Origin of the sequence: Hoeflea algicola (genome assembly GCF_026619415.1) — a bacterium.
Taxonomy (GTDB): Bacteria; Pseudomonadota; Alphaproteobacteria; order Rhizobiales; family Rhizobiaceae; genus Hoeflea; species Hoeflea algicola.
This window is the reverse complement of record NZ_JAOVZR010000001.1, coordinates 3,480,624-3,502,783: the sequence shown is the minus strand read 5'-3', so window position 1 is coordinate 3,502,783 and position 22,160 is coordinate 3,480,624. Positions and strand designations below refer to the sequence as shown.

The 22,160-nt window shown below is 60.7% G+C and carries 21 protein-coding genes; 5 read left to right on the top strand and 16 right to left on the bottom strand.

What is annotated here, in order from left to right; genetic code table 11:
• Window positions 1-7 precede the first annotated feature (7 nt).
• The 11 genes from OEG84_RS17080 to OEG84_RS17030 form a co-directional block, all read right to left on the bottom strand.
• Window positions 8-1,027, bottom strand: coding sequence for a DUF6352 family protein (locus tag OEG84_RS17080; protein ID WP_267656226.1), 1,020 nt, complete (start codon window positions 1,025-1,027; stop codon window positions 8-10).
• Window positions 1,027-1,761, bottom strand: a complete 735-nt coding sequence (locus tag OEG84_RS17075; RefSeq protein WP_267654864.1) for a biotin/lipoate--protein ligase family protein — start codon at window positions 1,759-1,761, stop codon at window positions 1,027-1,029. Before OEG84_RS17075 ends, OEG84_RS17080 begins: the two co-directional genes overlap by 1 nt.
• 8 nt (window positions 1,762-1,769) lie before the next feature.
• On the bottom strand, window positions 1,770-1,961 hold the full coding sequence (locus OEG84_RS17070) for a DUF6494 family protein (protein WP_267654863.1): 192 nt from the start codon (window positions 1,959-1,961) through the stop codon (window positions 1,770-1,772).
• Window positions 1,962-1,989: 28 nt separating this feature from the next.
• Window positions 1,990-2,118, bottom strand: a complete 129-nt coding sequence (locus OEG84_RS17065; protein ID WP_267654862.1) for a hypothetical protein — start codon at window positions 2,116-2,118, stop codon at window positions 1,990-1,992.
• Window positions 2,119-2,137: 19 nt separating this feature from the next.
• Entirely contained in the window at window positions 2,138-2,548 is a 411-nt protein-coding gene (locus OEG84_RS17060; protein WP_324288263.1) for a hypothetical protein, read from the bottom strand.
• Window positions 2,533-3,312: a cytochrome b/b6 domain-containing protein gene (locus OEG84_RS17055; RefSeq protein ID WP_267654860.1), complete on the bottom strand. Its 780-nt coding sequence runs from the start codon at window positions 3,310-3,312 to the stop codon at window positions 2,533-2,535. Before OEG84_RS17055 ends, OEG84_RS17060 begins: the two co-directional genes overlap by 16 nt.
• Window positions 3,313-3,405: 93 nt before the next feature.
• Entirely contained in the window at window positions 3,406-4,002 is a 597-nt protein-coding gene (gene fdh3B, locus OEG84_RS17050; protein WP_267654859.1) for a formate dehydrogenase FDH3 subunit beta, read from the bottom strand.
• A gap of 12 nt (window positions 4,003-4,014) precedes the next feature.
• Window positions 4,015-6,996 (bottom strand): molybdopterin-dependent oxidoreductase, encoded by a 2,982-nt coding sequence (locus tag OEG84_RS17045; RefSeq protein ID WP_267654858.1) that lies wholly within the window; start codon window positions 6,994-6,996, stop codon window positions 4,015-4,017.
• A 51-nt stretch (window positions 6,997-7,047) separates the two neighbouring features.
• Window positions 7,048-7,245 carry a twin-arginine translocation signal domain-containing protein gene (locus tag OEG84_RS17040; protein ID WP_267654857.1) on the bottom strand — a complete coding sequence of 66 codons (198 nt, stop codon included), beginning with the start codon at window positions 7,243-7,245 and terminating at the stop codon, window positions 7,048-7,050.
• Window positions 7,246-7,349: 104 nt separating this feature from the next.
• On the bottom strand, window positions 7,350-7,931 hold the full coding sequence (locus tag OEG84_RS17035; RefSeq protein ID WP_267654856.1) for a TorD/DmsD family molecular chaperone: 582 nt from the start codon (window positions 7,929-7,931) through the stop codon (window positions 7,350-7,352).
• A 225-nt stretch (window positions 7,932-8,156) separates the two neighbouring features.
• Window positions 8,157-8,336 carry a hypothetical protein gene (locus OEG84_RS17030; RefSeq protein ID WP_267654855.1) on the bottom strand — a complete coding sequence of 60 codons (180 nt, stop codon included), beginning with the start codon at window positions 8,334-8,336 and terminating at the stop codon, window positions 8,157-8,159.
• 97 nt (window positions 8,337-8,433) lie between these two features.
• On the opposite strand from OEG84_RS17030, the gene urtA reads away from it, so the two are divergent.
• From urtA to urtE, 5 genes are all read left to right on the top strand, one after another.
• Window positions 8,434-9,729: an urea ABC transporter substrate-binding protein gene (gene urtA / locus OEG84_RS17025; RefSeq protein ID WP_425602863.1), complete on the top strand. Its 1,296-nt coding sequence runs from the start codon at window positions 8,434-8,436 to the stop codon at window positions 9,727-9,729.
• Between the two features lie 110 nt (window positions 9,730-9,839).
• A complete protein-coding gene (urtB, locus tag OEG84_RS17020; protein ID WP_425602862.1) occupies window positions 9,840-11,456 on the top strand; it encodes an urea ABC transporter permease subunit UrtB in 1,617 nt (538 codons plus the stop codon).
• Window positions 11,453-12,607 (top strand): urea ABC transporter permease subunit UrtC, encoded by a 1,155-nt coding sequence (gene urtC, locus OEG84_RS17015; protein ID WP_267654854.1) that lies wholly within the window; start codon window positions 11,453-11,455, stop codon window positions 12,605-12,607. The genes urtB and urtC overlap by 4 nt, the downstream gene beginning before the upstream one ends.
• Before the next feature lie 3 nt (window positions 12,608-12,610).
• Window positions 12,611-13,363: an urea ABC transporter ATP-binding protein UrtD gene (gene urtD, locus OEG84_RS17010; protein ID WP_267654853.1), complete on the top strand. Its 753-nt coding sequence runs from the start codon at window positions 12,611-12,613 to the stop codon at window positions 13,361-13,363.
• Window positions 13,364-13,370: 7 nt separating this feature from the next.
• A complete protein-coding gene (gene urtE / locus OEG84_RS17005) occupies window positions 13,371-14,063 on the top strand; it encodes an urea ABC transporter ATP-binding subunit UrtE (protein WP_267654852.1) in 693 nt (230 codons plus the stop codon).
• 14 nt (window positions 14,064-14,077) lie between these two features.
• On the opposite strand, the gene OEG84_RS17000 is transcribed toward urtE, so the two are convergent.
• The 5 genes from OEG84_RS17000 to OEG84_RS16980 form a co-directional block, all read right to left on the bottom strand.
• A complete protein-coding gene (locus tag OEG84_RS17000; RefSeq protein WP_267654851.1) occupies window positions 14,078-15,493 on the bottom strand; it encodes a phosphomannomutase in 1,416 nt (471 codons plus the stop codon).
• Between the two features lie 48 nt (window positions 15,494-15,541).
• Window positions 15,542-17,788 carry an AGE family epimerase/isomerase gene (locus OEG84_RS16995; protein WP_267654850.1) on the bottom strand — a complete coding sequence of 749 codons (2,247 nt, stop codon included), beginning with the start codon at window positions 17,786-17,788 and terminating at the stop codon, window positions 15,542-15,544.
• A 263-nt stretch (window positions 17,789-18,051) separates the two neighbouring features.
• Entirely contained in the window at window positions 18,052-19,044 is a 993-nt protein-coding gene (locus OEG84_RS16990) for an NAD(P)H-dependent glycerol-3-phosphate dehydrogenase (RefSeq protein WP_267656223.1), read from the bottom strand.
• Between the two features lie 123 nt (window positions 19,045-19,167).
• Window positions 19,168-20,514, bottom strand: a complete 1,347-nt coding sequence (locus tag OEG84_RS16985; protein ID WP_267654849.1) for an FAD-binding protein — start codon at window positions 20,512-20,514, stop codon at window positions 19,168-19,170.
• An 18-nt stretch (window positions 20,515-20,532) separates the two neighbouring features.
• Complete coding sequence (locus OEG84_RS16980; protein WP_267654848.1) at window positions 20,533-21,972, bottom strand: UbiA family prenyltransferase; 1,440 nt, start codon at window positions 21,970-21,972, stop codon at window positions 20,533-20,535.
• Between the last annotated feature and the right edge of the window lie 188 nt (window positions 21,973-22,160).

Below are 22,160 nucleotides of genomic sequence, written 5' to 3'. Positions count from 1 at the left end.
TCGCCGGCTACTGATGAGCAGGCTTCAGAGGCAGGTTGATCAGCAGGTTTTGCGGTTTCATCCGGATGCGGTCATGCGCATCGATGGCCAGCCCGAGAAAGGCCGGCTTGCGGCGCATCTTGTCCAGCACCCGATCATAATCGAGAAACTCCATCCGGAACAGCGCGGCAATGCTCCCCTGGCCCTCCTCGGGCAAATATTCACCTTTATAAAGCGCGTTCAGGATGCGGTTGGCTTCGGCATCCAGCCCGACATGCCAGGACCAGCGTTCGTTCTTGAACGATTGCAACGGCTGCACACGAACACGCAAGTCAAGGAAGTGTTTGGTCCAGCGCTCGATCAACCGGGCAAAGGCATCCTGTCCCGGTTCGGAGAAACGGAAATCCAGAGCCAGATCGAAATGATCGGCGCGCGCCCAATACTCATCCGCATTATCGGTGTCGAGTATGTCGAGGGCAACTTCAGTGCGGCTGGGGTCCGACAGGGCAAGAAGAGCTGTCTGCTGGGCGCGCGTTTCGACCACTTCGGTATCGGCCAACATCATTCGCTCGTTTGACGTAGTTGCGGTCTGCTCGCGGAAAAACAACTCGGCAGCGCGTGCGACTTTCGCGTCGCGTTCGCCCATCAATATGTTGCCCATGATCAGGTGCGCCATCTGGCTTATGAACACGGGCGGGATCTGCGGTGCACCGGGCGCGAACAAGGAAGCATAGGCCGCTTCGATCGATCCCCTGGCGACCAGGTGATTGCGAAACCGCAACACCAACGCATAATTGGCTGCAGCATCTGGATCGGCAATCGCGGCAAGTTCGTCAGCGCCAATCGCCGCAAACGGGTCCTGCATCAACCGCTCGAACAGAGCGTGCTCGACAGCACAGCTTTCCTCGACAGGATGAATTTCCGGACGAGTGTAATAGGCACGCAGAAAATCACCGCTGACGGCAAGCCATCCATTGTCCAGCCTGTGCGTCAAATGTTGGCCGGCGGATTTCCAGATCACACCCTGCGCCCTGTCTTTTACCTGCATCACCCAGCCATCCCCAATCCCTGAGCCAGCGACAAGCCGCTAACACCGTCGGCACCATCGAGCAGCAAGCCGCCATCTTCATCTATGCCGACCATCCGGCCTTCGTGTGCCACTGTGCCAATTTGCACCGTGAGCATGTCCGCCGGTTGCATGCGGCCCAGAAAATGCGTGTGGACGGGCGCAAAACCGTCGTGCTCCCAGGTATCGACCCATGACAGGAAATGGCGCGCTACCGCCTCGATGACCTGCGTCCGGTCGAGATCACCGCACCCTTCCTCGAACAGTGCGGTTGTATTGCGAACAAGTCCCGGCGCGTCAAAGATCTCGGCCGGCACACTCATCGTCACAGAGAACCCGAGCACGATAAATTCAGGAATGTCTGCAAGCCCGGCTGCTTCAGGACCGCGCAAGAAAACCTCGCCGACTTCGCCGCCATTAACCAGCAATGTGGTTGGCCAATGGTACATCAAGGCCAGATTTGGCGGCCCGATCGCACCCAGCGCATCGCCAATGGCAACCATCATCAGCGGCGCCATCGGCAAGGCTTTGGCGAGGCAACATTCGGGTTCCAGTATGATCGCGGCACGCGCATGCGTTTCTGCCAGCGACCAGCAGAGATCACCGGCACTGAAGCGGCCAAGCCTTGCCCCTTCAAATGCAACCTGTAACGGGTCTTCATGAGTGGGCACCGCATGCCCGGTCAACAGCGGCGGGAATTCCGGTGTGGGCAGCATGCTGACGATCAGGGCAACTCGACTTCGCCGGTGACAACATGCTTCAGGTCGGTACCTTCGGCTGTCAACACGACCTTGAGTTTCAACGAACCGGCACCGACAGCCCCGGAGCGCACCAGTTCTTCGATCTGCTGCTGTGAAGTTACGCCGACTTGCTTGAGGAATTTCCGCATCGACAGGTTAAAGGCTTCGTCACTCATCGTATCACTCTCATTTTCCGTGCCTGCTTCAATTCAAGCGCACATTCCCAGTCGAATAAATCGCGGCCGACGGCGTGTCCCACAGCGGCTTGAGCCCGTACCGGGCACCGATCACGACCAGCAACAATACCGCGATGCTGAGAAGAAATGCTTTCATATCCGGTTCCTTCCCATCATCACTCGGCCGGTGCGGCAGCCGCCACCTCGGCCTTGCCGGTCTTGTCGGTATTCTCCGACATGACCTCATCAACCCATATCGAATGGTGTTCTTTGGCCCAGTTCAAGTCAACTTCGCCCGAGCCCATTGCGTCAAAGGCGCCCTCCATACCGATGGTACCGATATAGATATGGGCAAAGATCAGGCAGATCATCACCACCGCGATGATGCCATGCCAGGCGCTGTTGAGCTGCTGCTCCTGAATGGCGCTGTAAGGCGCCTCAGGCAGACCCAGAATATGGGCCACATCGATACCGACATAACTGAAAAGCGCAAACGTATCGGAAAACAGACTGTGTTCGAACGGAAACAGCAACGCCCAGCCCGAGACCGACAATGACAGACCGAGCAACATCACCCCCCAGAAGATGACCTTCTGGCCGGCGTTGAATTTTTTCGCCGGGGGTGGCTCGATTTGCTCAAAAGCCCACCTCCCTTTGCCAGCCAGTTGAGATCGGTGCGATCGGGAATGTTGTGCACGACCCAAAGCACGAAGGCGATGGCCAACCCAAGCATGAAGGCGAAGGCGGTGTAATTGTGAGCGGCTTTGAGATAGCCCGACATCGGACCAAAAATATCCTTGCCAACGAGCGGCAGGATCAGCGAGCGTCCGAAGGTAACGTTGAGGCCGCTGATCCCCAAAATGATGAATGATAGCGCCATCAGCCAGTGGCTCATCCGCTCCAGGGTGGAAAAGCGCTTGATCCTGATGCCGGACATACCATGTTCGACCTTGATGCGACCACGTATCGCCAAAAACAGCGCCAGCAGGATCAGCGTTCCAAGCATCGCATAGCCGAGGTAATCGTGGGTCGGACCCTGGCGATACAGCCGCCAGTCCTCACCTTGAGACTGAATCATCTGGCCACCGGACGGATTCGGAGTCGACGACCCGCCGATCTCACCTAGCCGGATGTCATGCCAGATTTCCGCATCTGATTGATTTGCCTGCACGTTGCCCTGCATGCCAGGGCCGGGCGGCGCAATGGCCGTCGTTGCATTTTCCGGCGGGCGGACTGTGCTCTGGGCGTGGGCCTGGAGCGGTAGCCACAGACCGACAAGGGCGACAACGGCAAACACGACTGCAACCGTCATTGGCTGCATGGACGCGAATCGGGTCTTCAGACTATTCATCGGTGAACTCCCGGTATCCGGATACTGTCTAACGGAAATTGGCAGGCGGACCTGTGCCCGCCTGCCAATCCGTCTGGGATCAACACATGTCGGTCAACCGCCACTCTTCTGATCGTAGGCCGTACCCCAGCCCCAGGCGCCTGCGCCGAAGCCACGGGCGACGATGCGCTCGCGATAAATGGACGACACCGTATCACCGTCGCCGGCCAGCAGCGCCTTGGTCGAGCACATCTCGGCGCAAAGCGGCAGCTTGCCTTCGGCAATGCGGTTGCGTCCATATTTCTGGAACTCGGCAGCGGAGTTGTCGAGCTCTGGACCGCCGGCACAGAACGTACACTTGTCCATCTTGCCGCGTGATCCGAAGTTGGAGGCTTGCGGATATTGCGGCGCACCGAACGGGCACGCATAGAAGCAATACCCACAGCCGATGCACAGATCCTTGTCGTGCAAGACGATGCCATCTGCCGTCTGGTAGAAGCAATCGACAGGGCAGACCGCCATGCACGGCGCATCCGAACAGTGCATGCAGGCCACCGAAATCGACCGTTCCCCGGGCTTGCCGTCATTGATGGTGACGACCCGACGCCGGTTGACGCCCCAGGGAACTTCGTTCTCGTTCTTGCAAGCCGTGACACAGGCATTGCATTCAATACAGCGCTCGGCGTCGCAGAGGAATTTCATTCTAGCCATAGTGTGTCCTCCCTATGCCCGCTCGACGCGGCAAAGTGTGGTTTTTGTTTCCTGCATCTGTGTGACCATGTCGTAGCCATAGGTCTGGGCAGTGTTGGAGGCCTCCCCAAGCACGATCGGATCGGCGCCTTCAGGATATTTGTCCCTCAGATCGACGCCCTGGAACTGGCCGCCAAAATGGAAGGGACAGAAGACGACGCCCCGACCCACCCGTTCGGTGACCATGGCCATGATCTTGATCTTGGCCCCCGACGGGCTATGTAGCCAGACCGTCTCACGATCCCTGATGCCCAGATTGTTGGCATCAAAAGTATTGATCTCGACAAACATGTCCTGCTGCAACTCGGCCAGCCACGGATTGGAGCGGGTTTCGTCGCCGCCGCCTTCGTATTCAACCAGGCGACCCGATGTCATGATCATCGGATAGTCCTTGGCAAAATCGACATCCTGGATCGATTTGAAGGCCGTTGGCAGGCGCCAGAAGGTCTTGTCCTCGATGGTCGGATAGTCGGCCACAATCTCGCGGTCGGGCGCATAAAGCGGTTCACGATGCAGCGGCACCGGATCGGGGAAGGTCCAGACCACGGCGCGCGCCTTGGCGTTGCCGTAGGGGGCGCAGCCGTGCTTGATCGCGACGCGCTGGATACCTCCGGAAAGATCGATTTTCCAGTTCACGCCTTCGATCTTCTGGTCATAGTCGGAGGGAATGTCACCCTGATCGGATGTCTCCCCGACCTCCTCCTCCGAAGGCCGCTTATCAAGGATGCCTGCGACATACTCGATCATGCGTCGTTCATAGGGGGTCAGATCCTTGTCCCATCCAAGACCCTTGAGCATGGCCATCGTGAATTCGGGATAGCCGTCCTCGATCTCGGAGCCAACCGGCCAGCTGTTTTCCGCCAGCAGATTGTCGCCGTTGCGTTCAACGCCGAAGCGAGCACGGAAACCCATCCCGCCCTTGGCCACCGGTGTCGACACATCGTACAGCACTGCCGAGCCGGGATGCTTCAGCTCGGGCGTGCCCCAGCAAGGCCATGGCATGCCGTAGAATTCGCCATCATGCGGTCCGCCAACACCACGCAAGCTGGTCTTGTCGAACGTGTACTGATGTTGCATGTGCGACTTCATGCGCTCGGGCGATTGCCCGGTCATGCCGATGGTCCACATGCCACGGTTCCACTCGCGGGTGATATCCTCGACCAGCGGTTCCTCACCATTGACCTCAATGTTGCGGAACATCCTGTCCTCGAAGCCAAATTTCTTGGCGAACTTGTACATGATGGTGTGGTCGGGCAGTGATTCAAACAACGGGTCAATCACTGTCTCGCGCCACTGGATCGAGCGGTTGGATGCCGTCACCGAGCCGGAGGTCTCGAACTGCGTCGATGCCGGCAACAGGTAGACGCCATCCTGACGGTCCTGAAGCACCGCGGTCATCGTCGGATAGGGATCGACGACTACCAGAAGTTCCAGCATCCCCATCGCCTTCTGCATCTCCGGCAGACGGGTTTGCGAGTTCGGCGCATGGCCCCAAAACACCATGACCTTGGTGTTGTCGGGTTGCTCAATGTTTTCCTTGGCTTCCAGAACACCATCAATCCAGCGCGACACCGGAATGCCGGTCTCGTACATCATTAACTTGTTCTTGCCGTCCTTGCCTTTCATCGTGGCAAAACGTCCCTTGAGCCAGTCAAGGTCTTCGTCCCAGACGCGCGCCCAATGGGCGTAGGCGCCCGCTGTCAGTCCGTAATATCCCGGCAACGTGTCGGCCAGCACACCCAAATCGGTGGCGCCCTGCACGTTGTCATGGCCGCGGAAAATGTTGGCGCCGCCGCCAGACTTTCCAACATTGCCCAGCGCCAACTGCAAGATCGAATAGGCGCGGGTATTGGAAGACCCGTTCGAGTGCTGCGTGCCACCCATGCACCAGATCAACGTGCCTGGCTTGTTGTTGGCCAGCGTGCGGGCGACCCGCTCCATTTGCGATCCGGGCACTCCGGTCACACGCTCAACCTCGGCCGGGTTCCACTTCTTGACCTCGTCACGGATCTGATCCATGCCCCAGACGCGGGTCCGGATATATTCCTTGTCTTCCCAACCGTTTTCGAAAATGTGGTAGAGAATCCCCCAGATCAGCGCCACATCGGTGCCCGGACGGAACCGCACAAATTCATCGGCATGGGCTGCCGTGCGCGTAAAGCGCGGATCGCAAACGATCAGCGGCGCGTTGTTTTCTTCCTTGCACTTGAGAAGGTGCAACAACGACACGGGGTGCGCTTCCGCCGGATTGGATCCGATCAGGATCATCGACTGCGACTTGTGGATGTCGTTGTAGGAATTGGTCATCGCGCCATAGCCCCAGGTGTTGGCAACACCAGACACCGTGGTCGAATGGCAAATGCGCGCCTGGTGGTCGATGTTATTCGTCCCCCAGTAGGCCGCAAACTTGCGGATCAGATAGGCCTGCTCATTGGAATGCTTGGCCGAGCCGAGCCAATAGACCGAATCCGGTCCGGAGGTCTCGCGCACCTCGAGCATCTTGTCGCCGATCTCGTTGATGGCCTCGTCCCAGGAGACGCGTTGCCATTTGCCACCGACCAGCTTCATCGGATATTTCAGGCGGCGATCGCCGTGGGCATGCTCGCGGACGGCCGCTCCCTTGGCACAATGGGCGCCCAGGTTGAACGGAGAATCATAGCCGGGCGCTTGACGCGTCCAGACACCGTTTTCGATCTCGGCAATCACCGTGCAACCCACGGCGCAATGCGTGCAGACCGATTTCTTGGTTTCGACTTTCCGGGTGCCTGCGGCTGTCTGAGCTTCGGCTCGCTTCACCATTCCGCCCGAAAGCGAGGTAATGGCTGCCGCCCCACCAATGGTGAGGCCCGAGCGCTTGAGGAATGTACGGCGGTCAATTGCCGTAGCCCCGAGCTCTGCTATCGTCGAGGACATCCGGGGGCCTCTCGCAACCCCATTTGTCTTCTTCCTGAGCATGCTAACTCTCCTTGTGTTTGTCCCGTCTAATACGGTGACCAGAGCCGATCCTTAGAACCGAGTGCTGGCATAGTAGGCCTTGACGTGATCGGTCTCCTTGTACCCGGCGGCAGTCTGCGGTCCGGCGATTTCGACTGCCTCAGCTGCCGTGCCTGTGACCAGAGCCGCTCCGCTGGCAATCGTGCCAAGCCCAGCGAACTTCAGAAACCCGCGACGGTCTGTCGCGGCATCTTCTACCTTTGCTTTCATGATGGTCTCCACTCCTCGACACCTGGAACCAACTGCAGCAGTCTGGCCGGGTGTCTCATCCGGACTGCAATACGCGCTGAAAAAAACTCCCGCAAAAATGCGGCTTACATTTCGAAAGCTTCCTGCTCGATCGCCATGAACAGGCGTCCGATACGGCCGACAGGCTTGTAAAAACCGGCCGAGGCACAGCTCTCGAGATCCTTGAAAAAATGAGGCGTCCAACTGGCAATATGGGCGTCAAAAAAGGCCCGTTGCGCTGATCCCGGTTGAACGGCGCCGAAGCTGCCATCGATCAATCCGGCCATCATCTCCATCAGCGCGGCAACATGGTCTTCAGGGTCTTTGACGTCATCGCTGCGGGCAATACCCAGTGGCCGCATGTCGTTACGCAGGCGCGCCAGCGGCTTTTCGTGCAAAAATCCGGTGAGGTAATAGGAACCAAACGGGGTCAGGACACCCCTGCCCAGGCCGATGAAAAGCACATTGTATTCATCGCGGCTGGCAGCCAGATCTGTCACGGCGGCGGAATGGGCGAGATCGGAGATGGCGCGACCGAGTTCGGAATCGTCAGCGGTCATCTGGGAGAGAATAGCGAGAAGGGGAGCGTCGGGCGGCTCGCGCAACAACCGCGCCAGAAGCCGGTAGACATGGACCCGCGATTGATCGGCTTCATCAATTGCGCTCATCGAAAAAGATTGCTGATTCAACACGTACCTTCTCCCGAAACGGAGGAGATCATGTTTCAGACTGTAAATCAATCCAAATACAGCCTCAGAGCGAGTCTGGTTGTCGCACCACCCTCTCAATCAGGAATTGCATTACACCTTCACACCCCAAAAATGCTTGGTACCCGATACCTGAAAGGGCTGACAGCATGATAACGCCCGTTCGTGAGACACCTCATGTGTCCATCAAATGGTCTCGATGAGGCCATTCACGGGCCTGACAACAGGGAAGTTGATCGACAGTTCAATATTAGGGCATTTGTCTATTTTGCTTAATTTTTCATCTTTTTTGCCAATCATCAACCGCGGCCAGACGTGCTCGCGCGGATCGGTGCCCCAGCCAATCCAAGCGGATTCGGTGAACAATTACATAAGCCTATACTGCGTGATGGCAGCCTGAAAGGAATCTGGCACACACATTGCGTTGCTTTCGTCGGTGCAACTGCAACTGACGGAGACTTTCATGACGAAATTTACTCGCCGGGCCATGCTGCTCGCTTCGGCCGCAACTTTGGCAACTGCAATCAGCCTGCCCGCCGCATTCGCGGCCGATGAGACGATCAAGGTCGGCATCCTGCATTCGCTGTCTGGCACGATGGCGATTTCAGAATCGACCCTCAAGGACGCCATGCTGATGCTGATCGAGGAGCAGAACGCCAAGGGCGGTCTGCTCGGCAAGCAACTGGAAGCCGTCGTCGTCGACCCGGCCTCCGACTGGCCGCTGTTTGCGGAAAAAGCCCGCGAGCTGATCTCGGCCGACAAGGTATCGGCCGTGTTCGGTTGCTGGACCTCGGTGTCGCGCAAATCGGTGCTGCCGGTATTCAAGGAACTCAACAACGTCCTGTTCTACCCGGTTCAGTATGAGGGCGAGGAGAGCGAGCGCAACGTGTTCTACACCGGCGCCGCACCGAACCAGCAGGCCATTCCCGCCGTCGATTACCTGATGGAAGAAGAAGAGGTCGAGCGCTGGGTGCTGGCGGGAACCGACTATGTGTATCCGCGCACGACCAACAAGATCCTCGAAGCCTACCTCAAATCCAAGGGCGTGGCTGAAGAGGACATCATGATCAACTACACGCCGTTCGGCCATTCCGACTGGCAGACGATCGCCTCCGACATCAAGAGCTTCGGCTCGGCCGGCAAGAAGACCGCCGTTGTTTCCACCGTCAATGGCGACGCCAATGTGCCGTTCTACAAGGAACTCGGCAATCAGGGCGTAAAGGCCTCCGACATTCCGGTCGTCGCATTCTCGGTCGGCGAGGAAGAACTGGCCGGCTTCGATACCGCACCGCTGGTCGGCCACCTGGCCGCCTGGAACTATTTCCAGTCGGTCGATACGCCGGAAAATGCGGCGTTCATCGAAAAGTGGAAAGCCTTCACCAGCGCAGAGCGCGTTACCAATGACCCGATGGAAGCCCATTACATCGGCTTCAACATGTGGATCAAGGCGGTCGAGAAGGCCGGCTCCACCGATCCTGATGCGGTCATTGACGCCATCGTCGGCGTCGAGGTTCCCAACCTGACCGGCGGCATGTCGAAGATGCTGGCCAACCACCACATCACCAAGCCGGTGCTGATCGGTGAAATCCAGGCCGACGGCCAGTTCGAGGTGGTCTCGCGGACCGACGATCTGGTGCCGGGCGACGCATGGTCCGACTACCTGCCGGAATCGGCCGTGCTGAAGGCCGACTGGGTCGACCTGAAATGCGGAAACTACAACACCGAAACCGAGACCTGCGTCGGCACGGTCAGCAACTAAGAACGACTGCGGCCGCCTGCCCCCCGCGGGCGGCCGTACCCCTTGGACGCGGCAACGGACATCACCGGTCCAACCCTGTCGCCACCCCATTCCCGGAAAATCATCACACCATGCTGCGCACCCTTTTTCTGATCACCACCATGTTGCTGACGCTTGTGACCAAGGCCGGCGCGCAAGCCCCCTCGCTTGAGCACATCATCGCCGATTTTGCCAGGGCCAAGAAATTCAGCCAGGTCGAAGCCGTCATCGAGCGCCTTGCAGCGACCGGCGATCCGCGCGCCGCTCTGGCATTGCGCAGCCTTTCAGATGGCACCTTGATGGCGCGCGCCACCGATGGCCGGGTACTGGTGGTCGAGGGCGAGGCGCCGAACCTTGTGCTGCGCGATGCCGTAAGCGGCGAAGCGCTCACGGACGGCCCCGTGGAGGCGTCCGGTTTGAAGAAAATCAAGATCAAGAATTCGCTCCGGCGCAAGATTGCCGCGGCACTTTCGGGGCTGACACTAAAGGCCAAATCCGCCGACGTTCGTCTGACTGCCGCCCGGACGATCTTCGAGCAATCGGATGCCTCCGCGCTTGAAGCGCTCGATGAAGCGCTGCAAACCGAAACCGATGCCAATGTGCGCTCAGCCTTCATTGAAGCACGCGCCTCGGCATTGCTCGCCACCGATGCGCCGCTTGCTGAAAAATCCCAAGCCATCGACATCATTGCAGCCCGGGGTGACCGCGCGGCACTGGCGCTGCTGTCGGCCTATGCCAATGCTGCCGATGGCGAATTGAAGACAAAACTCGATGCCGGCATTGCCAAGGTCGAGGAAAGCCTCGCCGCCTGGTCGGCAGCGCAAAACATCTGGTACGGGATTTCGCTCGGATCGGTGCTGCTCCTGGCCGCCATCGGTCTTGCCATCACCTTCGGCGTCATGGGGGTGATCAACATGGCCCATGGCGAGATGGTGATGCTGGGCGCTTACACCACCTTCGCGGTGCAGGAAGTGTTCCGCACCACCGCGCCGGGGCTGTTTGACTATTCGCTGCTGGTTGCCGTTCCGCTGGCCTTTCTTGTCAGCGGCACCATCGGCGTGATCATGGAACGCGGGCTGATCCGGTTTCTCTACGGCCGGCCGCTGGAGACATTGCTCGCCACCTGGGGCGTGTCGCTGATCCTGCAGCAGAGCGTGCGCACCCTGTTCGGGCCCACCAACCGCGAAGTCGGCAATCCCTCGTGGATGTCCGGTGCCTTCGAGATCGGCCAGATGTCGATCACCTGGAACCGGTTGTGGATCGTGGTGTTCGCGGCGGTGGTGTTTGCTGCGCTCTATCTGATCATCAACCGCTCGGCACTGGGGCTGGAAATGCGGGCCGTGACCCAGAACCGGCGAATGGCTGGCGCGATGGGGATCAAGACTTCGTGGGTCGACGCCATGACCTTCGGGCTCGGCTCCGGCATTGCCGGTATTGCTGGCGTGGCGCTGTCGCAGATCGATAACGTCTCGCCCAACCTGGGCCAGAGCTACATCATCGATTCCTTCCTGGTCGTGGTCTTTGGCGGCGTCGGCAATCTTTGGGGGACCCTGGTCGGCGCCATGACGCTCGGCATCGCCAACAAGTTTCTCGAACCCTATACCGGCGCCGTGCTCGGCAAGATCCTGGTTCTCGTCCTCATCATCCTGTTCATCCAGAAACGACCGCGCGGATTGTTCGCGCTCAAGGGAAGGGCGGTGGAGACATGAGCACGCAGATACACCCCGCCCTGATCGGCCGCGGTACATGGATCGCGGTGACCCTGATCGCCCTTGCCGCCGTACTGATCGTGCTTGCCAACCTTGCGACCGCGCCGGGCTCGCCGCTGCACGTGCCAAATCATATCGTCGCGCTCCTGGGCAAATTCCTGTGTTACGCGATGCTTGCGGTCTCGCTCAATCTGGTCTGGGGCTATTGCGGCATCCTCTCGCTCGGTCATGGCGCGTTTTTCGCACTCGGCGGCTACGCCATGGGCATGTATCTGATGCGCCAGATCGGCACCCGTGGCGTCTATGGTCACCCGGTGCTGCCCGATTTCATGGTGTTTCTGGACTACCAGCAACTGCCCTGGTTCTGGACCGGCTTCGACCAGTTCTGGTTTGCCGCGCTGATGGTGATGGCTGTGCCCGGCCTGCTCGCCTTCATCTTCGGCTGGTTTGCCTTCCGGTCACGGGTTTCCGGGGTCTATCTGTCTATCATCACCCAGGCCATGACCTATGCGCTGCTGCTGGCGTTTTTCCGCAACGACATGGGGTTTGGTGGCAATAACGGGCTGACCGACTTCAAGGACATTCTGGGCTTCGACATCCAGGCGCGCGAGACCCGTGCTGCTTTGTTTGGCCTCAGCGCGCTGTTCCTGTGCCTGTTCCTGATGCTGGTGGCAGCGATCTCGGCATCGCGTTTTGGCAAGGTGCTGGTGGCGATCCGTGATGCGGAAAGCCGGACCAGGTTTTTGGGGTTTCGGCCGGAAAACATCAAGCTGTTCGTCTGGACGCTGTCGGCGATGATGGCCGGCATCGCCGGTGCGCTTTACGTGCCGCAGGTCGGCATCATCAACCCGGGCGAGTTCGCTCCGGCCAACTCGATCGAGATCGTCATCTGGACCGCGGTCGGCGGGCGCGGCACCATCGTCGGCCCGGCCATCGGCGCGTTCCTGGTCAATGGCGGCAAGAGCTGGTTCACCGGCTTGCTGCCGGAATACTGGTTGTTCGTGCTCGGCGCGCTGTTCGTGCTGACCACCTTGTTCCTGCCCAAGGGGCTGGTCGGTACGCTGTCTCAATGGGCGCGGCAGCGGCAGCAAAGCAGACCAAGCCAGGGCGCTGCCCCCTTGCCCGCCCCCCAACCCCAAGCAGCGGAGTAGGCCATGAGCGCGCGGCTGACGTCCTCGATGCTTTATCTCGACAATGTCTCGGTCAGTTTTGACGGATTCCGGGCGATCAACGAATTGTCGCTGGCCGTCGGCCCCGGCGAAATGCGGGCGATCATCGGTCCCAATGGCGCAGGCAAGACCACCATGATGGACATCATCACCGGCAAGACCCGTCCCGATGAAGGCACCGTCTTTTTCGACGGCAAGATCGATCTGACCAAGCATGATGAATCGTCGATCGCCACCATGGGCATCGGCCGCAAATTCCAGAAACCGACGGTGTTCGAGAACCACTCGGTGGAAACCAACCTGCTTTTGGCCATGTCCGGCGGGCTCAGGATCAAGGGTCTGCTGTTTGGCTCCCGGAAGACTGACGAAAGCGATCGCATCGACAACATTCTCGTGACCATCCGGCTGGAAGCCCGCCGGCACGATCTGGCCGAAAACCTGTCGCACGGACAGAAGCAATGGCTGGAAATAGGCATGCTGCTGGCCCAGGATCCCAAACTGCTGCTGGTCGACGAGCCGGTTGCCGGCATGACCGATGCGGAAACAGCCGAAACCGCGCGGCTGTTGCGGGAAATCGCCCAAACCCACACGGTGATCGTCGTCGAGCACGACATGGATTTCATTCGCGACCTCGGCGTCAAGGTTACCTGCCTGCACGAGGGCTCGGTGCTGGCCGAAGGCTCGCTCGATCACGTCAGCGCCGACCAGCGCGTCGTCGATGTCTATCTGGGGAGGTGAACGACAGATGTTGCAGATCGAAAATGCCGGACTTCATTATGGCGCCGCCGAAGCGCTGAGGGGTGTCAGCCTGGAGATTGCCAGCGACAGGATCACCTGCATTCTGGGACGCAACGGGGTCGGCAAGACCAGCCTGCTGAGATCGCTGATCGGGCACCATCCGCTGAGCTTCGGTGACATAAGGTTTGATGGCGAGACCTTCACCGCCAGGAAAGTCTACGACCGCGCCCGCGCCGGGATCGGCTTCGTGCCGCAGGGCCGCGAGATCTTTCCACTCTTGACGGTCAAGGAGAACCTGCAGACCGGGTTTTCAGCGCTGCCGCGCGGCAAGAGAACCATACCCGACGAGGTTTTCGAGCTGTTTCCGGTGCTCAAGGAAATGCTCGGGCGGCGTGGTGGTGACCTTTCCGGCGGCCAGCAGCAGCAACTGGCCATCGGCCGGGCGCTGGTGATCCGTCCCAAGCTTTTGGTGCTTGACGAACCCACCGAGGGCATTCAGCCCTCGGTGATCAAGGATATCGGCCGGGCGCTCACGGTGCTGCGCAACAAGGGCATCGCCATTTTGCTGGTCGAGCAATATCTCGATTTCTGCCGCGAGATCGGCGATCACATCTACATCATGGATCGCGGCAAGGTGGTCCATTCAGGGGCCCCCGAGACCCTTGATGACCCGGAAATCCGCAAGCATCTGACCGTATGAGCGCTCTTGGCGCATCAGCCGCCGGTGCTGTTGCGAACCTGCTGCCTTACCTGCGCAATCAGCGCCCGCGCTCTGGTTTCACTCGTCGCCTCGCTGTAGATCCGCATTTCCGGTGCGTTGCCGGAGGGGCGCAGGTGGACGATATCTCCGTTTTGGAGCGTGATCCTGAGACCATCGGTACGGTCGATATCCGCGACCGGTCCGAGTGCTGCGAAAAACGCCGCACAGGCTTGTTCATCGCCTGATAGTCGAGCCACCAGCGCCTGGCTAACATCGGTGGGAAAATTCTCGATCCTGTCGCTGATGGCAACCGGCAGTTCGAACTGAGCCACGTGGGCCGAGACGCTCTGGCCGGCAGCGCGCGCGGCGGCCAGAGCGCAAAGCAATGGCAGGACGCTGTCGCGGGTCGGCAGCGGTGCCAGATCGGCTGCGCCCGTGCGGATGCGGTTGCCGGTGAGCACGCCGCCATTGGCTTCAAAGCCGATCACCCGGGCCTTGCCGCCGCGCTGAGCTTCAGCCATTGCGGCGATGACATAGGGCGAGCCCACTTTTGTGCGGTGAACCTCGGCCCGGCAGCGCTGCTCGATGCCGGAATTGGAGGTGACCGGCGTGATAACGGCGTCGGCATCGAGATAACGGGCAACAATCAGCCCCAGCGCGTCGCCACGCAGCACCGTTCCGGTCTCGTCGACCAGCAAGGGCCGGTCGCCATCGCCATCGGCAGACACCAGCGCATCGAGCCTTTCGGACTTGACCCAGCTCGCTGCCAGCCTGTGGGTTTCTTCCGACACCGCCTCGGTATCGACCGGGATGAAGGTCTCGGACCGGCCAAGCCTGACCACCGTGGCGCCGGCCTGTTCGAGCACCGTCGCAAGGACCTCGCGAGCGGCAGAACTTTGTTCATAGACCCCGACGCGCAGCCCCTCGAAGGCCCCCTCTGGTATAAAACCGCGATAGCGCGCGATAAAGCCGTGGGTGGCGGCTCCGGAATCCGTATCGAGCGCGCCGGCCGCCGGCAATGGCCCGGCCAGCTCGGACGCAAGCCGCGAGATCGCCGCCTCGTCATCCTTGTCGATCTCGCCATCGGGCCGGTAGAACTTGACGCCATTGCGATCATCGGGAATGTGTGAGCCGGTGACCATCAGCGCCGCAGCGCCCTGGCTCATGGCGTGAAGCGCCAGCGCGGGCGTCGGGGTGACGCCGCAATCAACCGGGTGGAGATCTTCGGCAAGCAGGGCCGCGGCGCATTGCGCGGCAATTTCGGGACTCGAGGCGCGCATGTCCTGACCGAGGAATATCGGGGCGCCCGAAGCCGCCATCCCGGTCTGCCGCAAGTGCCGTGCAAAGGCCCGCGCATGGGCTGCGGCGGTTCCGTCGGTGAGGTCGCCGACAAGGCCGCGCAGACCGCTGGTGCCAAATTTCGCCGCCATTTGCTACTCCCTGGATGTCGCGTTGATGCTGGCCGTCTTGCGGACGATTCAGCCCAGCATTTCTTCGTGCCGGAGATACTCAACCAGCGCACAGAACACATGATAGAAGGTGCTGGTCGGCATATCCTTGGATATCACCCGCCCGTTGGGGTCGATCTGATCGTACCAGCCACCGGCCACAGGTGTGATCAGGTAGCGGTTGAAGATCACATCGAGCATCCGGATGAACAGCGTCTCGTCGCCGGGCAAGCCTTCGGCGCGGCTTAAAAGCCCGGCCTTCAGCGCCTCGGTCTGGCACCACAGCCGCGCGGTGCCTACCATCGCGGAACCGTCCGGCGCCATCGAATCGCACACCGCGTCAGTCCCTCGGGCATGGCCGAAGGCGTGGCTGGTGGCATAAAGCTTGCGGCAATATTCCTTGAGTTGCGGCTGATCGGCAAACCGCGCCTGACGCAGCAGCAGCCACACCCATTCGTAATGATGTCCCGGCTCGATGCGGGCCGGCTTGTCAGTACGCACCGACCAGTCGCGCTCGAAATGCTCGGTGACGCTCCAGCTCTCGGCATTGAAGAACACCGAGGTGAACAGGTCGACCGCCGTCTGGGCGCGATCGAGAAACGCGCGTTCGCCGGTGACTTCATACCACGCCTGCATCGCCTCGAGATAATGCATGTGCGGGTTGGCGCGGCGGTAATCCAGTCGCAGGCTCGATTCATAAAACCCGCCATGGGCATGGTCGATCAGGTGATCGTCCATATAGGCGATGGTGCGTTCGGCCCAAACCCGCGCTTCGGGCCATTTCGTCGCCTTCCACAACCAGGCCAGCGCCAGCAGCACGAAACACTGGTCATAGGTGTCGCGCTGCGGATCCTTGACCGTGCCGTCGGCGTTCCAGAGATGGATCCAGCCGCCATCGGCATGCCAGCCGGTCTCCACCAGCGTGTCAAAACAATGGCGCAGCACCTCGTGCGCGCCGCCATCCCAGCCGAGCAATTCGGCATTGGCGAAACAATAGATCTGTCGTGCCAGCACCCGAAACCGCTTGTAATCCAGATCGGCGGGGGTGCCGTCATGGTTGAGCGCTTCATGTACGCCCCCATGCACCCGGTCGACGCCGACACCGGCCCATAGCGGCAGGGCTGTGTCGAACAGCCATTTGCGGATTACCCGCGGCGAGGGTACCGGCCGGCCGGAATGGGCCACAGCCAGCGGCGGCCATTCGCCAGATTGCTTGACCTGGGTGGCGATGTCCTTGACCAGATGCGCCTTGTCGCGATGGACGATCAGCAGCGCGTCGGGCTGGGAGACGACGATGATGTTGTCGAGCCCCGCCACCGCCAGCAGCCGGTCTTCAGAGCGCAGGTAGCTGTCGTGAACATCGATCGCCAGCACATCGCCGAAACGGGCATTGCCGGCCTCGTCGAGCGGCGAGCCATCGTGCAATTGGTTCCATGATCCGAGATCGTTCCAGTCAAACGACGCGGCAACGACGCTGATGCGGCTGGCGTTTTCCATCACCGCATAATCGATCGAGATTTTTGGGCTGGCGGCAAAGGCGTCGCTGTCGAGCCGGTAGCATTTGCCGGCAATTTCGGCGCGTTCGACGGCCTGTCGGGCCTGGGACCAGACCTCGGGCTGCTGGCGGCCGAGTTCGGCGCCCATTTCGCCGGCGCGGAACATGAAGATGCCGGCATTCCAGAAGAACCGTCCGGAGCGCAGAAAGGTCTCTGCCGTTTCCAGATCCGGCTTTTCGCGAAACCGCGAGACATCAAAGACCGGGCCATCGCCGTCGCCGCGCTCGATATAGCCATATTGTGTTTCGGGTCGAGTAGGCGCGATGCCGATGGTCATGATGCCGCCGCGCGCGGCCAACGCCTCGGCGCCGGTGCGGACGACATCGAAAAACGCCGCCACATCGGAAATCTGGTGATCGGAGGGCAGCACCAGCACCATCCGCTCCGGGTCGGTTTCAGCCAGATCGGCAATCGCGGCAGCAATCGCCGGTGCGGTGTCGCGGATCAGCGGCTCGAGCACATAACGCTCGACCTCGACGCTGCTGGTTTCACCCTGTTCGACCAGCAGCGATTCAAAGCCGACGCCGCCGACAACCCGGGTCGGCAGGTAGCGCAGACCCTCGCCCTTGTGGTCGACACGCTCGAGCGTATTGGTCAGCAGGGTCTTGTCGTTGACGAGACGATGGAACTGTTTGGGCTTAGAATCGCGCGACATCGGCCAAAGCCGGGATCCGGCGCCGCCGCACAGAATGACGGGCGTAATGGTGTGGTTTGAGCCCATGGAATGCTCCGCTTGGCGCGGCCTTTCGGCGGTTGACCTCTAGCGCCGCGCATCCATCCGGATGCGCCAAAGACGCTGAAACAGCTTGAACAGCGCATGTAAATCATCGTTCACATGGAATCAGATGAGCGCGACATGCACTGGTTTGCGTCAGTTGACGCGAAAAATATGAAAATTCCTCTCATGCCCGAGCGGAACCAATGAAATATTTCATGCCTCCCCGCTGACCGCAGCACTGAAGGCGACGAGAGCAAGCTGCGGTATCAGCGCTGTTGCTGGGCGCTTTCAGTCTTGATCGGGCGCGCCATCAATGTGGTGCGTGCCTCGGCCGCCGACATCTTCCCCGACAAAACCAGACCTGCGGTCTGCATGACCGGGCAGGCAATGCCGTGATCTTCGGCGATCCGGTTGGCAATCGAGACGGTGTACACCCCCTCGGCAAGCTTCAGGCCGGAGACATCGCGGCCGCTGCCGACGGCGATGCCATAGGCAAAATTGCGCGACAGTTCCGACGAGCAGGTGAGCACCAGATCGCCCAGTCCCGAGAGCCCCATCAGCGTGTCCGCACGCGCGCCCATGGCCACGCCAAGCCGTACCAGTTCGGCATAGCCGCGTGTGATCAGCGCTGCTTCTGCGCTGGCACCCATGCCGCCGCCGCGGCAGATGCCGACGGCGATCGCCATCACGTTCTTGAGCGATCCGCCGATTTGCACACCGGTAACATCGTCGGAGGCGTAGATCCGCACCGCGCCCCCTGACAGCGACCGCGCCAATTGCTGCGCGGATTCAAGATCGGGCATGGCAAGGGTTACCGCCGTGGGCAGGCCACGCACTACATCGGCAGCAAAACTCGGACCAGAGAGAACGCCAACCGGGTGATGCGGCAGTTGCGCGGCAATCAATTCGCTCTGCATCTGGCCGGTGCGATTGTCGATGCCCTTGGCGCAGGCAATCAGCACCGCTTTGTCGGGAACCAGTGCCGAAATTCGGGCGGCCAGATCCCCGGTAGACTGGGCGGGGGCAACCACAAGCACGATTTCGGCGTCGGCCAGCACCGCGCCCAGGTCCGTACTGGCCTTGAGGGCCGCAGGCAGGCGCGCCTCGCCGAGATAGGCGCGGTTGGTGTGGTGGCTGGATATTTCCTGGCAGATTGCGCTGTTGCGGCCCCAAAGGCGAACCGGGTGACCCTGGCCGACAAATGCGGCGGCCAGCGCAGTTCCCCAGGCACCGGTGCCGAGAATGGAGATGCGGGGCATGATTGGCAGACCTTTGGTTCGCTCCTGCGCCCACGCCAGTTCCGGCATCGGGCCTTTGTCACCCTTCAGATACTGAGCGGCGGTGAGGGTTGCAAGCCTGATGGCGAGCGTCCACACCTTGGCTCAGAGCCGGGCGGCCGTGGACATGCTTCTGGTTGCCGGCTGATCGCGGTCCAGCACCATCGCGGTGCGGCGCCACAGGTCAGACATCAGGGCCGGATCACGCATGGCTTCCAGTTCCCGCCAGTTCGGAAACGAGGCGGCAAACATTTCCGGCCCCATACGCTGATCCTTGTAGGGATTGAGCGCCCCGCCCGCTTTCAACACGATCGCATCAAGCGCATTGAGCATTTTCAGCGTGCGTTCGCCGCTGTTGGCGAAATCAAGTGTCAGCGTAAATCCCGGCCGTGGAAACGAGAGCAGCCCCGGGGATGGAACATCGCCAAAGCGCTTGAGCACCGTCAGGAACGAAGCAGCACCATGAGCCTGGGCACATTCGATCAGCGCGATGGTGGTCTCACGACCGGTCTCAAAGGGATAGACGCTCTGATGCTGGAACAGACCGCGCGGCCCGTAAAGCTGGTTCCAACCGGTAATCGCGTCAAGCGGATGGAAATAGGAAGCCCAGGGGACAATTACTGTCTCCGGTGTTTTCGGGGCGCGGGCGTAATAGAGCGCGTTGAAGGCTTTCAGCGTCAGCCGGTTGAGCAGATTGACCGGCGGCGAAAACGGCACCGCCAGCCGCGGCGCGGAGGGTGCACGAGCCGGACCACCGTGCTCGGCGTGATCGCCGGCCATCAGCGCGCCGCGTCCCAGACTGCCGCCGCGCGCCAGTTGGTCAATCCAGGCGACAGAATATTCATGACGCGCATCAATCTCGTCGATCGCGTCGAAATAGCCGTCAATCGAGGTAAACCGAAACGCGGTCTGCCGGACATTGGCCGAGGGCACCGGCATCAGCCGGATTGTGGCGGCCTCGATGACGCCGGTCAGCCCCATGCCGCCGATGGTCGCGGCAAACAAGGACTGGTTGTCGGAAGTCGAGCAGAGCGTGCGGCTACCGTCGCTTGAAAGCAGGGTGAAGGACAGCACCGAGCGGCCGAATGTGCCGCGGCGGTGATGGTTCTTGCCATGCACATCATTGGCGATGGCGCCGCCGAGCGTCACCTGCGCGGTTCCCGGCGTGACTTCCAGAAAATAGCCCTGCGGCATGACCAGCGCCAGAATATCCGACAACAGCACGCCGGCATCCGCCGTCAGTACACCGGTCTCGGGATCGAACGCGCGAATGGCCGCGCCCGGACGCATGGCGATCAACCGGCCCCGATCATTGTGGCAACTGTCGCCATAGGAGCGGCCATTGCCGAACGGCAACAGACCATCAGCCGCACTGTCGGCAAGGTCCTCGAGCCTGGCCGTACCGCGTTGCCGCCGCGTGACCCGGCCCCAACTGTTGTGCTGCGCGCTCATTTCGATCCCATCGCGCGATCAGACTTGCACGGTGGCGAGGATGACCAGCGCCGCGCCCGATAACGTCGCCAGCTGGCTGCGCCAATCGCGCATGATGAACACCACCGGATCTTCGTGCATTTGCGAGCGGCGAGCGAGGATCCAGATCCTGAGCAGCATGTAGAGGATCAGCGGGCACAAAGGCCACAGCAGCCAGGGTTGCGCATACATCGAGGCCACTTCCTTGCTGTCAACATAGAGCGCCAGAACCATCGCCGCCGAAAACGCCGAGGCGACCCCTGCCTGGGCAATCATGTCCTTGTCGCCGCCAACATAGGAACGCCCCATCAGTTGGGTAGCATCGTCATCGGCAAGTTCGTCGAGTTCGACAAAACGCTTGACCAGCGCCAGGCTCAGGAAAAAGAAAATCGAGAACGCCAGCAGCCAGAATGACAATTCGGTTCCGGTTGCTGCGGCGCCGGCGATGATCCGCACGGTGTAAAGCGCCGCCAAGGTGAAAACATCGACCAGCAGTTTGCGCTTGAGCACGAAAGTGTAGGTGGTGGTGATTGCCGCATAGACGGCGAGGACCGCCCAGAACAGCGGCGGCAGCAGACTTGCGAGCCCGACCGAAGCCAAAAGCAGGAGCACCGCGCAAACGCTGATCACCGGCAGCGAGACGGCGCCGCTTGCCAGCGGCCGCAGGCGCTTGCGCGGATGCTGCCGGTCATTGGTAAGATCGGAAATGTCGTTGACGATATAGACCGCCGAGGCGAGGAAACTGAAGGAGAAGAAGGCGGCGACAGCTGCCAGGATCAGGCCGGTATCGGCCAATTCATGATTGAGCACCACCGGCACCGCGATCAACACGTTCTTGAGCCATTGATGGACGCGGATCGACTTGAGGATCGCCAATGGCGAGACTTTTGCCAGCGGCAGCAGTTCGGACTCGTGCCGGGCAGCCCAGCGTTTGGCTGCCGCATCCGGAGCGACGATGATCGCGCGCCGGGCGGCGTCGAACACGGCCAGGTCATCACGGCTGTTGCCGACATAATCAAAACCGCCATCACCGCACAGCGCCAGCAAACGGTCACGCTTGCGAAGCGCGGTCAGGTTTTCCTGATCGGTGGAATGCAGCACGCGGTCAAACAGACCCAAATGATCGGCGATCGCGGTGGCGGTGGACTGGGCCGCCCCGGTTACCAGCCAGACTGGTTGGCCGGACTTGCGAGCCAAATTGATCCGCTCGATGACTTCGGTACGGTAGGGCCAGTCGCTGCCCTGATGCCCGAGGCGCGCAGCCACCTGGCGCTTGAGCACAGCCTTGCCGGCAATCGCCCAGGCGATGGCGGAGAAAATCAGCCACGGACGCCTGAGCAACACGGAAATCAACCCTTCCCAGAGCGTATCCGTGGCGATCAGTGTTCCATCAAGATCTATGCACAGCGGCACTTGGCGGTTGTCGCTCATAGCATCCATGGTTGTATCCCTGCCTTTCCCGAAACCGAGCTTTGGCAGAGAAACTGTTCAGATCAGGTAAAAGGAGGTCGAATTGCACGCAGTTGAAGCGCGCCGGCTCGGGATTTTGAATCGCTTGGTTATCAAAAACTTGCCGATTGCTGCCCGCAAAGCGAGCACTGCAGCTTTAATTGGGGCTCGGGACGATC